This window comes from Halopseudomonas yangmingensis, assembly GCF_900114825.1.
GTDB classification, from domain to species: Bacteria; Pseudomonadota; Gammaproteobacteria; order Pseudomonadales; family Pseudomonadaceae; genus Halopseudomonas; species Halopseudomonas yangmingensis.
The window spans coordinates 87,498-100,639 of record NZ_FOUI01000010.1; the positions used below are offsets into that span (position 1 = coordinate 87,498).

10 protein-coding genes and 1 tRNA gene are annotated in these 13,142 nt (G+C 60.5%); 8 read left to right on the forward strand and 3 right to left on the reverse strand.

Features of this window, described 5'->3' with window-relative positions; genetic code table 11:
• The first annotated feature begins 6 nt into the window (after window positions 1-6).
• The 4 genes from BMZ23_RS10285 (at window position 7) to BMZ23_RS10300 (ending at window position 3,702) form a co-directional block, all read left to right on the forward strand.
• Window positions 7-2,193, forward strand: a complete 2,187-nt coding sequence (locus tag BMZ23_RS10285) for an AsmA family protein (protein ID WP_093476480.1) — start codon at window positions 7-9, stop codon at window positions 2,191-2,193.
• Window positions 2,190-3,257, forward strand: coding sequence for an A/G-specific adenine glycosylase (mutY, locus tag BMZ23_RS10290; RefSeq protein WP_093476482.1), 1,068 nt, complete (start codon window positions 2,190-2,192; stop codon window positions 3,255-3,257). Before BMZ23_RS10285 ends, mutY begins: the two co-directional genes overlap by 4 nt.
• A 13-nt stretch (window positions 3,258-3,270) precedes the next feature.
• Window positions 3,271-3,543, forward strand: a complete 273-nt coding sequence (locus tag BMZ23_RS10295) for an oxidative damage protection protein (protein WP_093476484.1) — start codon at window positions 3,271-3,273, stop codon at window positions 3,541-3,543.
• Between the two features lie 83 nt (window positions 3,544-3,626).
• A tRNA-Phe gene (locus BMZ23_RS10300) sits at window positions 3,627-3,702 on the forward strand.
• Between the two features lie 794 nt (window positions 3,703-4,496).
• Here the strand turns inward: BMZ23_RS10300 and BMZ23_RS10305 are convergent.
• The 3 genes from BMZ23_RS10305 to BMZ23_RS10320 form a co-directional block, all read right to left on the reverse strand.
• Window positions 4,497-6,884 (reverse strand): ATP-binding protein, encoded by a 2,388-nt coding sequence (locus BMZ23_RS10305; protein WP_177197265.1) that lies wholly within the window; start codon window positions 6,882-6,884, stop codon window positions 4,497-4,499.
• Window positions 6,885-7,638: 754 nt separating this feature from the next.
• Window positions 7,639-8,385 carry a hypothetical protein gene (locus BMZ23_RS10315; protein ID WP_093476488.1) on the reverse strand — a complete coding sequence of 249 codons (747 nt, stop codon included), beginning with the start codon at window positions 8,383-8,385 and terminating at the stop codon, window positions 7,639-7,641.
• A gap of 2 nt (window positions 8,386-8,387) precedes the next feature.
• Window positions 8,388-9,704, reverse strand: coding sequence for a tyrosine-type recombinase/integrase (locus tag BMZ23_RS10320; protein ID WP_093476490.1), 1,317 nt, complete (start codon window positions 9,702-9,704; stop codon window positions 8,388-8,390).
• A 469-nt stretch (window positions 9,705-10,173) separates the two neighbouring features.
• On the opposite strand from BMZ23_RS10320, the gene BMZ23_RS10325 reads away from it, so the two are divergent.
• Genes BMZ23_RS10325 through BMZ23_RS10340 form a run of 4 tightly spaced genes read left to right on the forward strand, consistent with a single transcriptional unit; the run spans window position 10,174 to window position 13,141 of the window.
• Window positions 10,174-10,941 (forward strand): ABC transporter ATP-binding protein, encoded by a 768-nt coding sequence (locus tag BMZ23_RS10325; RefSeq protein ID WP_093476492.1) that lies wholly within the window; start codon window positions 10,174-10,176, stop codon window positions 10,939-10,941.
• A 12-nt stretch (window positions 10,942-10,953) separates the two neighbouring features.
• Window positions 10,954-11,706, forward strand: a complete 753-nt coding sequence (locus tag BMZ23_RS10330) for an ABC transporter substrate-binding protein (protein WP_093476494.1) — start codon at window positions 10,954-10,956, stop codon at window positions 11,704-11,706.
• Window positions 11,707-11,750: 44 nt separating this feature from the next.
• Entirely contained in the window at window positions 11,751-12,443 is a 693-nt protein-coding gene (locus BMZ23_RS10335; RefSeq protein ID WP_093476496.1) for an ABC transporter permease, read from the forward strand.
• Window positions 12,440-13,141 carry an ABC transporter permease gene (locus BMZ23_RS10340; RefSeq protein ID WP_093476498.1) on the forward strand — a complete coding sequence of 234 codons (702 nt, stop codon included), beginning with the start codon at window positions 12,440-12,442 and terminating at the stop codon, window positions 13,139-13,141. The genes BMZ23_RS10335 and BMZ23_RS10340 overlap by 4 nt, the downstream gene beginning before the upstream one ends.
• The last annotated feature ends 1 nt before the right edge of the window (window position 13,142 follow it).

The window sequence follows — 13,142 nt, forward strand, 5'->3', positions numbered from 1 at the left end:
CTCCCGATGAAATCGCTTGCCCGAGTACTCGGACTGGTGTTGCTGGCAGCTGTGCTGCTGGTGGTTGCCGTGTTGTTTTTCCTGACCCGGCTGTTTGACCCGAACGATTACAAGGAGCAGATCCAGCAGGCTGCCCGCGAGCAGGCCGGCGTCGAGCTGACCCTGGGTGGCGATATCGGCTGGTCGCTGTTCCCCTGGCTGGGAATCGAGCTCAAGCAGGTGGCCGTGGCGCCGCTGGGCGAGGACCAGTCGAGCCTCGCGGAGGTCGGTACCCTGGGGCTGGGCGTCGAGGTGCTGCCGTTGCTGCGCCGCCAGTTGCGCATGAGCGATGTGATCATCGACAGCGTGGTGCTGGACCTGCAGCGTGATGCCGATGGCAAGGGTAACTGGGAGCAACTGGGCAAGCCGGCTGGCGAGGCTGCCAGCAGCCGCCCGGCCGAGGCTGACGAACAGCCGACAGCGGCCAGACCACTGGATATCGCCATCGACAGTGTGCGTATCACCAATGCTCAGGTCAGCTATCGCGATGCCCAGGGCGGCCAGACCCTGCAGTTGCAGGATGTCAGCCTGAGCACCGGCGCGTTGATCGAGGGCAAGCCCTTCGAACTGGCCTTCCTTGGCCTGCTTAGCATGGAACAACCGGCGCTGCGTGCGCGCATCGACCTGAAATCGGTGGCGCAGTTCGATCTGGGCCTGCAGCGCTATCAGCTCAACGGACTGGACCTGAAACTGGATGCCAGTGGCGAGCCCTTCTCCGGGCGTGCGGTAAACCTGCAGCTGCAGGCTGATGTGCTGGCCGATCTGGCGGCGCAACTGCTGGATCTGGACCAGTTGCGGCTGTCGCTGGCGGATTTGCGCGGCAGCGGCAAGCTGCGCGTCAGCCAGCTGAACAGCGAACCGGCTCTTGCCGGTCAGCTGCAGCTGGCCGAGTTCGATGCGCGCAAGCTGCTGGCCGCCCTCGGGCAGGAGGTACCGGACACCGCTGATCCGCGCGCCCTGGAAAAGGTCGCCCTCAGCGCCCGCCTGACTGGCGGCAGTAACAGTCTGCTGCTGGAGGACCTGCAGCTGACGCTGGATGGCAGCCAGCTGAGCGGTGTGCTGGGAATCACCGATTTCAGCCGTTCCGCCCTGCGCGTCGAGCTCAAGGGCGATCAACTGGATCTGGACCGCTACCTGCCGCCGACTGAGGCTGGCACTGCTGCCAGCTCGGGTAGCTCTGGTAGCTCGGGCAGCACTGCCGGTCGCGGCGGCAGTCGCTCGGATGCGCCGCCTGAGCCCTGGAGCGATGAGCCGGTATTGCCGCTGGATCTGCTGGCCAAACTGGATCTGCAGGCGCGGCTGGAGCTGGGGCAGGTGCGTCTGACCGGGCAGGATATCCAGCAGTTCCTGCTGGCTGCCCGTGCCCGTGATGGTCGGGTGCGTCTGGAGTCGCTGAATGGTCAGGCGTTTGCCGGCAGCTTCAAGGCCAACGCCGACATCGACAGTCGCCAGACGCCGCTGACCATCAAGCTGAATGCCGAACTGGCCGGGATTGACGTGCTGGCGCTGCAGCGCGCCTACGAGGTAGCCGAACAGGTGCGCGGACGCATCAATGGCAACTTGCAGGCGCAGGTCGCCGGCAACAGTGTGAAACGCTGGACCGATACCCTGGGCGGCACGGCTTCCTTCGATATCACGGATGGGGCTCTGCTGGGCGTCAACCTGGAGCAGCAGCTATGCCGCGCCATTGCACTGGCCAACCGCAGCAGCATGGCCGAGCCGGTCGGCAGCGAGGACACGCCGTTCCGTAGCTTGTCCGGCAGCTTCCGCATGGCCAACGGCACCATCAGCGGCAATGACCTGCTGGTGGCCCTGCCGGGCATTCAGGCCAAGGGTCGTGGACAGATCGAGCTGCCGCCGCAGCGTATCGACTACCGGTTGGGGCTGCTGCTGGAAGGCGATACCCGAGAAATGCCGGATCCGGCCTGTCAGATCAATCGCCGCTATGTCGGCATCGAATGGCCGGTGCGTTGCCATGGCTACCTGCACAATGCGGCCAGTAGCTGTGGTGTGGATACCGACGGCGTAGGCCGGATTGCCGCGCAGCTGCTGGGCAGTGAGGCGCAGCGCAAGGTTGAGGAGAAGCTACAGGACCGGCTTGGCGAGCAGGCACCGGCAGTGCGTGATGCGATCCGCGGATTGCTCGGGCGGTGAGTGACAGGGACTTTGCCGGGGCCGTGCTGGACTGGTACGACCAGCACGGCCGCAAGGATCTGCCCTGGCAGCAGGACATCAATCCCTACCGCGTCTGGGTTTCGGAGATCATGCTGCAGCAGACCCAGGTGACTACGGTGATCCCGTATTTCCAGCGCTTTATGCAGGCGCTGCCAAGCCTGCCGGCGCTGGCAGCGGCCGACCCCGACGAGGTACTACACCTGTGGACCGGGCTGGGCTACTACAGTCGTGCGCGCAACCTGCAGCGTGCCGCGCAGATGGTGATGCAGCAACATGAGGGTGAGCTGCCGGCCAATCTTGACGCGCTGATCGCCCTGCCGGGTATTGGCCGCTCCACCGCCGGGGCAATTGCCAGCCTGTCAATGAACCTGCGTGCGCCGATTCTGGATGGCAACGTGAAACGGGTGCTGGCGCGCTACCACGCGGTGGATGGCTGGCCGGGCGAGGCGGCAGTGCAGGCGCGGCTGTGGCAGCTGGCTGAGCAGTACACCCCGGCACAGCGTTTCAACCACTACACCCAGGCGATGATGGATCTGGGCGCCACCCTGTGCAGCCGCAGCAAGCCGGACTGTGCACGCTGTCCGTTGCAGCGGGGTTGTCTGGCCTATGCCAGTGGCACCCCGGCGGCCTGGCCGCATTCGCGGCCGCGCAAGGCGCTGCCCGAGCGCAGTTGCCTGATGCCGTTGCTGGTCAATGCGGATGGTGATGTCTGGCTGCAGCGGCGGCCGGACGCCGGCCTGTGGGGCGGGCTCTGGTGTCCGCCGCAGTTCGAGGCGCAGGCGCAGCTGGATGACTGGCTGGCCGGGCAGGGTTGGGCGGTGTCCGCGCGCCAGCCACTGGAGCCACTGGAGCCACTGCGACATACGTTCAGCCACTTTCATCTGGATATCCAGCCGCTGCTGTTACGCATCGAGGCGCCGCCGGGCGTGGCCGAGGCCGGGCAGCTCTGGTATAACCTGCGCCAGCCAGGCCGACTGGGGCTGGCAGCGCCGGTCAGTCGGCTGCTGCAGCGCGCTGCCGCGCTGATCGATAACCACGCCTGAAGAGGAAAGGTCCATGACACGCATGGTGATGTGCCGCAAGTACCAGCAGGAATTGCCCGGACTGGAACGTCCGCCGTATCCCGGCCCGAAGGGCGAAGCGATTTTCCAGGATGTGTCGAAGCGCGCCTGGGAGGAATGGACTGCACACCAGACCATGCTGATCAACGAGCGCCGCCTGAACATGATGGACCCCGAGGACCGCAAGTACATCCAGCAGCAGATGGACAAGTTTCTCGCCGGCGAAGACTACGAAAAGGCCGAAGGCTACGTGCCGCCGAGCAATTAAGTGGCAACCACCTGAAAGCATGAAATATTTTTTGCGGGACGCTTGACAGTGCAGGGCACAAAACGTTTAATAGCGGCCCTGTCGCCCAGGTAGCTCAGTCGGTAGAGCAGGGGATTGAAAATCCCCGTGTCGGCGGTTCGATTCCGTCCCTGGGCACCATCTAAATCAAGCAGTTAGGCCGCATTCACTCGATGCGGCCTTTTTGCTTTCTGGGGTATGTAACGGCGGATGTAAGCGCATTTCCCGAAAGGTGCGCTTTCGATGTGGTTCTGTGCCAGCCTTAGGATCTGAATTTCTCTCGCCTGTGATGCCCGATAAATCTTGCTCAGCCGTTTTTTATAGGCGGGAAATATCGCGCCAGCTTTCGGCGCTGAATTACCCTCGCGTGCGTGGGGTGTAGAAAGCGAACTCCGTTGCTACTACCCCAAAACATGAATTTTGTGGGAACGAAAATCTAGCTCCCCCCGTCGTTCCCGCATAACCTTTGCCCTGAGCCTCAGATTACCCCCTCCCCCTGGTTGGGCTGCGGCAGGGTGCTGGCCGCCTGGAATCTTGCTGAGGCGCTTTTATTGGCGTGAAGGCGGGCCAGGCAGCATAGAGCTGGCGCGTGGGGTTTGAGTGGGGTTTGCCTGCCCTGGGTTGGGCTTTAATTCTGCCGGTCGGCAATGGCTGCGGGTGTGGCTTGCGCGTGTTGTGTCGGCATAACCTAGCCGGGCTGTTGCGCTTTTTCCTGGGCCTTCTCCTGCATTGCCGTTCTATGCCGTTCTATGCCGTTCCTTGTCGTTCTGAATAGCTGGAATAACGGGCAAGTAGGCGGGGGGATTAAACCCCCGCCATGCCGTTCCGTCGTTCTTTTCCTTAGGGGAACATCAATTCTGGAACAGCATTACCCACCCCCAGCCCGGCTAGGAAATAGCCCGTTTCGCGCTTGGCCGTTCCATGCCGTTCCGTTTTCATTGTTCGCCCTCCTGCGCTGTTTCTGGGGCTGGCGCTGGTGGCTTTTTCCAGTCTGGGGGGATCTCCAGCTTATGTGCCGGCAGCTCGCCGGTAGCTGTAAACGCCTCCCGTTCGGACTCCGTCAGAGCAACCAGAAAGCTGGGTTTGTTTCTTAGCCGGTCTGGGGCTGGTATCTCGACCTCATAAAGCCAGCCGTCTGCCAGCAGCGCATCAATGTTGCACCCGGTTGTTGTTGCATTGCCGCCTGCCTGGCTGCGTAGGGCTGACTTGTTGAGGCGCTGGCCTTGGGCAAAGGCATTGGCCACCAGTTGCATCAGGCGCTCTCTCAGGGCTTCCCTGTCGCGCTCCTCGTGTTCTGCCTTGGTCTGCTTGATACGCTCGGCCCGTCCCTTGTCTGGTGGGGTAGCGACTGCCCATCGAAGCGTCAGACTTTCCTCAGCGCCAAACCGATTTAGCGCCGTGATGGTTCGGCTATCGCTGCGAATCTCAAGCTCTGCCCATTCAGCTTCAAAGCGGGTTTTGCCGCGCATCAGCCAGCGGGTGCCGTTCTTTTCCTCATGCACCAGATACAGCACCTGATTGGCGTCTGCCTCAAAGGCGCTTGCGCCACGGGCTGTAATGGCCTCAGAGCGGCTTAGATTAGCCTTGGCGGTGTGTCCTACTATCCACACGGGCAAGCCTGCAAACTGCTGTTTCAGGGCTGCAATGGCTGCGCTAGCCTCGCTGTTGTCGTTCTCGTTCTCCAGGTGAATCGTGGCGGCCAGGGTGTCGATAACAACCAGCGGCAATAGCTCTGCTGTGTATTGCTGCCCATCCGCTCCGGTGCTGGTGATTGTCCGGCTGTAGTGCTCCCGGTAATACTCGCCAGCCAGTGCGACATAGCCCGCGCCAGCCCGCCGGGCTTCTACAACATGCAAGCGTTCCCTGATCCTGTCGGGCACCCCTCTGCCGCCGGGCCAGTCCAGGTGCTCCCCATAACCGGCAATAATCCGTCCTGCCTGGGCCGTGTCCTCAGTGATGTAAACAACATGCCGCCAGTGTTCCGGTGCAAGCTCATACTGCTGCGGATGAACCCCAGCAACGGCTAGGGATAGGGGGAGTATGGCCGTCGTTTTGCCTACCCCGTGGCCGCCTGCAATCATTACCACGCCTTCCGCAATGAAGCCCGGCAAAAGCCAGTTAGGCGGCTCTGGCTGCTGGCCTATATCGACAAAGCGGGTCAGGTGGTGCGGCTCTGGCGGCTCTGGCTGGCCGCCTGCTTGCGCTTCAGGGGCTGGCGTACTGTCCGTAACAGGCGGGGCGTTAAACGCCTCTGTCTTGCGCTGGCGCTCCAGCTCCTGCATGTATTCCCGCTGGCGCTGCTTCTGTCCGTCCTCGTCTAGCCGGTCCGCCTCCTCTTTGACCATGCGGGCAATGTCCCCGCCATATCTCAGGGCGCATAGAACGTCTGCAACATCGAGGGAGTGCCCGTCGTGGTTGTCGGCTGATAGCGGATCGCTGGGGCCGTGGTGGCTGTATATAACCTGCTTGCCGTCACGCTCTAGCAGCCTTACCCCTGCAATGCCGCTGGCGCTGGTGGGTGACAGATACAAGCCTTTGCCTTTGCGCTGGTAGCCATGCTGTACCAGCAGGTTGGGCATGTTATGCGCCTGCAAGATATGGCCAATTATTCCGGCCTGTTCTGTGTTGCAGGTGCGGGGCTTGTCCCTAGCCGTGCTGGCTGCCTTTTCCTCGGCTTTTTGCAGCTCCGCCCATCCTTGCGCGGCTTCCTGAATGAAACAGCTTTCCCCGTCGTCAGCGTGTAGCCATTCCCAAGATTCCCCAAGCTGGTCTATGTACTCATAAGGGGCGCTTGGGTGCAGCTTGTTGGGGGCGTAAAACCCCTGCTGCTTGCGGGCCTGTGCTGCGTCTGTCGTCAGTGAGTAGGCGATACCTGCCGAAAGCTCGGCGGCGGTGTCTGCGTCTACTGGCGCGGCGAATGGCACAACCACTTTCCAGCGGGGCGCGGCTGGCTCCCCGTTCTTCTCCTGCATGTGGTGGCTGCTGGTGAAGGCAAGGTAACAAACATCAAAACCAGCCGGGCCATATAGCGTGCGTATATCACCTGCCGTCCGGCTGTCGTGGTCGTGGTCGATAATCACGGCTGCAAACATTGCTCGCTGCGCTGCGTCGGCTGTTTTGCGCTGACTCTCAAAGGGGGTAATCAGGGCTGACTCGCCTTTGGGGCCAATAGTTGGCTGCTCTGCCATTGCCACCAGTTCGGCTAAGGTGATGAACCTTGCCGCTGTGGTTGCGCTGTGGCTATCAAACAGGCTTAGCCGTGCTGGGGGCGGTAGGGTTGTTGTTCTGCCGTCCTGATTCACTGCAAAGGGTAGGGCTGTCATTCTGAACCCTCCCCACGGCGTGCCCGCCATGTGTAATAGGTGCAGGCCAGCATCATGCAAGCCAGCCAGAATGCTGTGGTGGTGGTCATTGCAGAAACTCCCGCGCTTTGGCTCTATCCTGTTTGGTCAGGTAGTAAAGCCCGTACCAGCTGGCCTCTCCGTCGCGTGTGGTGCAGTTCACACGCTCGCAAGGAATCTCTAGGTCAAGGCGATTGCGTAGCTGGCTAACATAGTGGGGGCCGTTACTGGCTGGCGCTATGCGGTCGGCTTCCTCTCGTGTGATCCCTTCATGCCGACTTAGCAAGGCTAGAAGTAGCCGCTTCATGCGCGGGGGTATGGTATGCTGCGGGCGTGTGTTGAGGCTCTGGGCTGTTTGGTCTGGGGCCTTTTTTTTGCTCATTGTTTAGCCCTCTACACCTAGTACGCGCTTAATCTCAGCGACTGGCCAAGCCAGCCGGCCATGCACGCGAACAGGCCGAACCGGGCCATTCTCTTTGCATGCCCATATGTGCAGGGTCTGCACTTTCCGGTCTAGGTAGTAGGCTGCTGCTGCTGTGCCTATCGTGGGGCGGGTTTCCTGGTCTAGCGGGGGGAATACTGGCGCGATTCGCTCAGGGAAGCATGCGGCGGCTGTTTCTGTCTGCTGGGTATGGATTGTGCTTGCCATTGGCTGAATCTCCTTCCGATTCATTGAACAATGGCGGCAGGTTGCTGATTCCTGATTGGTTATATAAGTTTGTTATTTGGGCCAATATCATAAACCCCAGCGGTTGCCGGGTCGGCGTTTAATGGCGTTGATAACGCGAACATAGAAGCAGCGGAAATACTCTTTTGCCAAGGCTTCCATTATCTCGGTTTCTCTCTCTCCGGCGTTCCCTTCCTTTTTGGGAAAATATTCCTGTAAAACATCTTTAGGTGTTGTCGGCACCCAGCCGGGGTTTGTTAGTGTGTGCTTCCAATAATGAAAGCTCCGGTAAAAGTTGCTTGAAAAGTTGTCCTGGTCAGGCTTTCGAACGTTCCAAATCGTGTACACCTGTTCCGCTGATAGTGCGATGCGCTTGGCCACTAACCCGCAAGCTGTTTCTGCTTCAATATCCCCTTTGATGGGGTATCCCATTTCGTTTAGCTCATGCACCGCTTGGCAAATGCACCTGTCTCTCGCAACAACAGCGGGTGATTTTTTCCGGCCTCTGCCTTTGATGCCTTTCCCCCGTGCAGCTTCGGCAATGATTCGGGCGGCCTCCGGATTTCTCAGAATGGCCGGGTTCCCCTGTTCTAGCTGAAACAAAAGCGGCTCGATTACACCAAAGCTGTGAAGATCCTCCAGAGCCTCGCGAACGGGACTATCTTCGAACCGGGCTATATCATCCGGCGTTATTTCTGATAGTTCGCTGGTGCCGTCAGAGTGTTTTGTGTACCTCCTCGGAATCCGGATATCAACTGGATTCCAACCGCCGGAAATGTAAGTTAGCCGGCTTAGTGTGTGGTCTTTCTTAGCCATGCTCACGCCTCCCTGCCTGCTACCACGCGCAAACCGCCGTGCTGTTGGTTCCGGTCAAAGGCGATACCTGCTTGCTCCAGAATCCACGCCTCAAAGCGGGCATGATGCACTGCCAACAAATCCAGCTCCCTTACCCGGTAGTGTTTTTCGGCTGTGGCGCTGGGCTTGTGCCCCTGTATCTGTGCAATCACGCCTGCTGGTATCTCCAGCCATTCGGACAGACTGCCGAAGGATCGGCGCAAGCCATGCAGGCTCAGGCCGTCAATGCCGGATATGCGGGCAACGTCACCCATGCGCTGCCGTGGCGGATTGATTGGCTGGTTCAAGGTGGCGCTTGAAAAAACCCATTCGCTGCGGCGGGGTAGGCTGGCCAGCAAGTGCCGGACATAGGGGGTCAATGGAATGTCCCGTGTGCCGTCCTTGCCACCTTTGGATTCGTCCTTATCGCGTAGGGTGATGCTGCCCCACTGCTCGTTAATGTCTGCCCATTTGAGCGCCAGCAATTCGCCGGGCCTTGCGCCAGTCAGTAGCATGGCCTGCAAGTAGGCGCTTATCGTCGGGCTGCTCACTCCCTGGGCTGCTTGGAAAAAAGCTGCAATCTGCCCTTTGCGTATCGCGTCCTGCTTGGCTTTGGGGGTGCCTAATGATTCGCGGGCTTTCTTGCTGTCGGCGGGGTTGTCTTGCACCAGTGCCCTGTATTGGTTCTGGGTTCCGCACCATGCAAGAAAAGCCTTAAGCAGTCGCCAGCCTAGCCGGGCTGTGGTTGGGCGGGCCTTGCCTTCACGGGCTGCCCATCGTTCGATTGCCTCCGGGGTCAGCTCGGCTAGGCGCTTATTCATGAAGCAGAACAGCGGGCCTGCAATTGCGGGCTTTCCTGCTTTGGTAGTGCCCGGCGGCCTAACCTGTTTCTCGTGGTCTTTTCTGTGGTGTTCTCCCCAGTGTGGGGCGCGTGCTTTGGTGTATGCCTGCCATGCCTCGGCAAAGGTGACTGCTTCAGATTCCCGCTTGGCCTTGGCTGCCTTAGCTTTGGCAAGCTGCTGGCGCTTGCTTTCTCGCGGGTCGCTGCCCTCATCAATCAGGCGCTGCAATTCCCGCGCTTTGGCCTGTGCGGTGGGTATATCCCATGCGGTAGGGCTGCCAATCGTGATGCGTACAGACTTGCCTTGGTAGCGGCTTTGAAATATAAAGGCCGGCTTTCCGGTAGGGGTGGCACGCAAACCAAGGCCGGGCGCTGTGGTGTCCCACAAGAAAGCCTGTTGTTTGTCTGCTGGGCATGTAAAATCGGCAATTCGTTTTGCGGTGAAAGCCACTTTAGCCATGCTGGTGCCCCTGCTGGTGATTGTTTACATGTAAGCATGTAATGGCGGATGTAAGCAGAAATGTAAGCAAAATGGGCAAAATGTAATCAATGCCTATCAATGCCCGGTCTGTGGATATTCTGCTGCAAGCATTGATTTTAGTGGGTTTGCTCAAGGTTTATCAAGCAAGCAAAAGCTTCAAAGGTGCGGATTGAAAATCCCCGTGTCGGCGGTTCGATTCCGTCCCTGGGCACCATCTTTGAAGCCCGCTGGCTTTCACCAGCGGGCTTTTTTGTTTTCCGGATGGCGCAGCGTACACATTTTGCCGTGGCTTGCCCGTCGTGACTGCAAGTCGGTTCTTGGTCATGGGCTGTCGCTGTGCTAGCTTTCCCGCTGTTATGACGGGAAAGTTGCAGATGGATCTGTCGAGCTACCCGATTGCGCGGTTCAACTGATGGGTGCCAGTGGGCTCCCAGGTGGAAAGGCAACGATGACCCCCCCTGCTCTGGAAGTGCGTGACCTGCACAAGCGTTATGGCGACCTTGAAGTGCTCAAGGGCGTTGATCTGCTGGCGCGTGACGGTGACGTGATCTCCATTCTCGGCTCTTCCGGTTCTGGCAAGAGCACCCTGCTGCGCTGTATCAATCTGCTGGAAAACCCGCATCAGGGTCAGATCTTCGTTGCTGGCGAGGAACTGCGGCTGAAGCCGGCGCGTGATGGTGCGCTGGTGGCTGCCGACAACCGGCAGATCAACCGGCTGCGGGCCAATGTCGGCTTCGTATTCCAGAGCTTCAACCTGTGGCCGCACATGAGCATTCTCGACAACATCATCGAGGCGCCGCGTCGGGTGCTGGGGCAGAGCAAGCAGGATGCGATTGCCGCCGCCGAGGTGTTCCTGCAGAAGGTTGGCATCTACGACAAGCGCCATGCCTTTCCTGCACAGCTTTCCGGTGGTCAGCAGCAGCGCGCTGCGATTGCCCGTACCCTGGCCATGCAGCCACGGGTGATTCTGTTTGACGAGCCGACCTCGGCCTTGGACCCGGAAATGGTCCAGGAAGTGCTCAGCGTGATCCGTGCGCTGGCCGAGGAAGGGCGTACTATGCTGTTGGTGACCCACGAAATGGGCTTTGCCCGTCAGGTTTCAAGCCAGGTGGTGTTCTTGCACCAGGGCCTGGTGGAGGAGATTGGCACGCCCGAACAAGTGTTTGAGCGCCCGCAATCGGAGCGCTGCAAGCAATTCATGTCCAGTCACAGGTAAGGAGCAGTAACCATGCAAAAGTACAAGAAGATTCTGCTGGCCGGCGCGGCCGCCATGCTGGTCAGCCTGGGTGCGCAGGCTGCCGACAAGCTGCGTATCGGTACCGAGGGCGCCTACCCTCCGTTCAATGAAATCGACAGCAGTGGCACCGCAGTAGGCTTTGATCTCGATATCGCCCACGCGCTGTGCGAGAAGATGGGCGCCGAGTGCTCGGTGGTTACCTCTGATTGGGATGGCATCATTCCGGCCCTGAACACCCGTCGTTTTGACTTCCTGATCGCTTCCATGTCGATCACTGAGGAGCGCATGCAGGCGGTCGACTTCACCGAGCCCTACTACACCAACAAGCTGCAGTTCGTGGCGCCCAAGTCGGTGAACTTCCAGGTTGACGAAGCAAGCCTGAAGGGCAAGACCATCGGTGCCCAGCGTGCGACCATCGCCGGTCAGTGGCTGGAAGACAATCTGGGCAAGGTGGTGCGTGTGCGCCTGTATGACACCCAGGAAAACGCCTACCTCGACATGGCTGCCGGCCGCATCGATGGTGTACTGGCCGACAACCTGGTGCAGTACGAGTGGCTGCAGAGTGCCGCTGGCCAGAATTTCGAGTTCAAGGGTGAGCCGGTGTTCGACAACGACCGTATCGGCATCGCCGTGCGCAAGGGCGACCCGCTGCGCGAGCGTCTGAACAAGGCGCTGGCCGAGATCGTCGAGGACGGCACCTACGAGAAAATCAACGCCAAGTACTTCCCCTTCAGCATTTACTGATCCGGTGAGCCGGGCCCTGCGGGGCCCGGTACCGCAGGAACTCCATGTTCGATTTGCACGGTTTCGGCCCGGCCCTGGTTGAAGGGACCTGGATGACCATTCGCCTGTCACTGGCCTCGGTAGCCCTGGGTCTGGTGTTCGGCCTGCTGGGTGCCAGCGCGAAGATTTCCGACAACCGCCTGCTGCGCGGTTGCGGTGGTTTCTACACCTCGGTGGTGCGCGGTGTGCCGGAAACCCTGTGGGTACTGATGGCCTATTTCGGCACAGTGTCGCTGATGAACTGGATTGGCAGTTATTTCGGCAACCCGCACCTGACCCTCAGTCCCTTTGTTGCCGGAACCCTGGCGCTGGCACTGTGCTTCGGTGCCTATGCCACCGAAGTATTCCGCGGCGCGCTGCTGTCTATCCCGCCGGGACAAAAGGAAGCCGGGCAGGCGCTGGGCCTGTCGAATGCGCGGATCTTCTGGCGCATCACCCTGCCGCAACTGTGGCGGGTGGCACTGCCGGGGCTTGGCAATCTCTACCTGATCCTGCTCAAGGACACCGCGCTGGTATCGCTGATCACCCTCGACGAGATCATGCGCAAGGCCCAGGTTGCAGCCAACGCGACCAAGGAGCCGTTCACCTTCTACTTTGCCGCCGCGCTGATCTATCTCGCGCTGACGGTGATCATCATGGCCGCCCTGCACTGGTTTGAGCGGCGTGCCAACCGTGGTTTCACGAGGACCGAGCTATGACCCTGGGCGAACGCTGGGAATTGCTGGTCCGCTGGGCGCCGCAGCTGCTAGAGGGCACACTGGTGACCCTGCAGCTGGTCGGGATTGCCGTGGTGGTTGGCCTGATTCTGGCGATTCCGCTGGGGCTGGCCCGCGCCTCGCGCCACTGGTACATCCAGGCGCTGCCCTACAGCTACATTTTCTTCTTCCGTGGCACGCCGCTGCTGTTGCAGCTGTTTCTGGTCTATTACGGGCTGTCGCAATTCGAGATGGTGCGCCAGAGCGCGCTCTGGCCGTGGCTGCGCGAGCCCTACTGGTGTGCCCTGCTGACCATGACCCTGCACACCGCCGCCTATATCGCCGAGATCCTGCGTGGCGCCATCCAGGCGGTGCCGCCGGGTGAGGTCGAGGCGGCACGCGCACTCGGCATGTCGCGGCGCCAGGCGCTGCAGTACATCATCCTGCCGCGCGCCATCCGCATCGGCCTGCCGGCCTATGGCAACGAGATCATCCTGATGCTCAAGGCCAGTGCAGTGGTCTACACGGTGACGCTGATGGACATCATGGGCGTGATCCGCACCATCAACTCGCGTACCTACCAGTACGAAATGTTCTTCCTGGTCGCCGGCCTGATCTACCTGATCATCACCCTGCTGTTCACCTGGCTGTTCCGCCGCCTGGAGATCTGGCTCAAGGTGGACGCCAGTCGCAAACGCTGAC

Bases quoted from the DNA above. Each gene is read 5' to 3' on its own strand.
- BMZ23_RS10285 (WP_093476480.1), top strand. From the start codon at position 7: ATGAAATCGCTTGCCCGAGTACTCGGACTGGTGTTGCTGGCAGCTGTG.
- BMZ23_RS10295 (WP_093476484.1), top strand. From the start codon at position 3,271: ATGACACGCATGGTGATGTGCCGCAAGTACCAGCAGGAATTGCCCGGA.
- BMZ23_RS10305 (WP_177197265.1), bottom strand. From the start codon at position 6,884: ATGACAGCCCTACCCTTTGCAGTGAATCAGGACGGCAGAACAACAACC.
- BMZ23_RS10315 (WP_093476488.1), bottom strand. From the start codon at position 8,385: ATGGCTAAGAAAGACCACACACTAAGCCGGCTAACTTACATTTCCGGC.
- BMZ23_RS10320 (WP_093476490.1), bottom strand. From the start codon at position 9,704: ATGGCTAAAGTGGCTTTCACCGCAAAACGAATTGCCGATTTTACATGC.
- BMZ23_RS10325 (WP_093476492.1), top strand. From the start codon at position 10,174: ATGACCCCCCCTGCTCTGGAAGTGCGTGACCTGCACAAGCGTTATGGC.
- BMZ23_RS10330 (WP_093476494.1), top strand. From the start codon at position 10,954: ATGCAAAAGTACAAGAAGATTCTGCTGGCCGGCGCGGCCGCCATGCTG.
- BMZ23_RS10335 (WP_093476496.1), top strand. From the start codon at position 11,751: ATGTTCGATTTGCACGGTTTCGGCCCGGCCCTGGTTGAAGGGACCTGG.
- BMZ23_RS10340 (WP_093476498.1), top strand. From the start codon at position 12,440: ATGACCCTGGGCGAACGCTGGGAATTGCTGGTCCGCTGGGCGCCGCAG.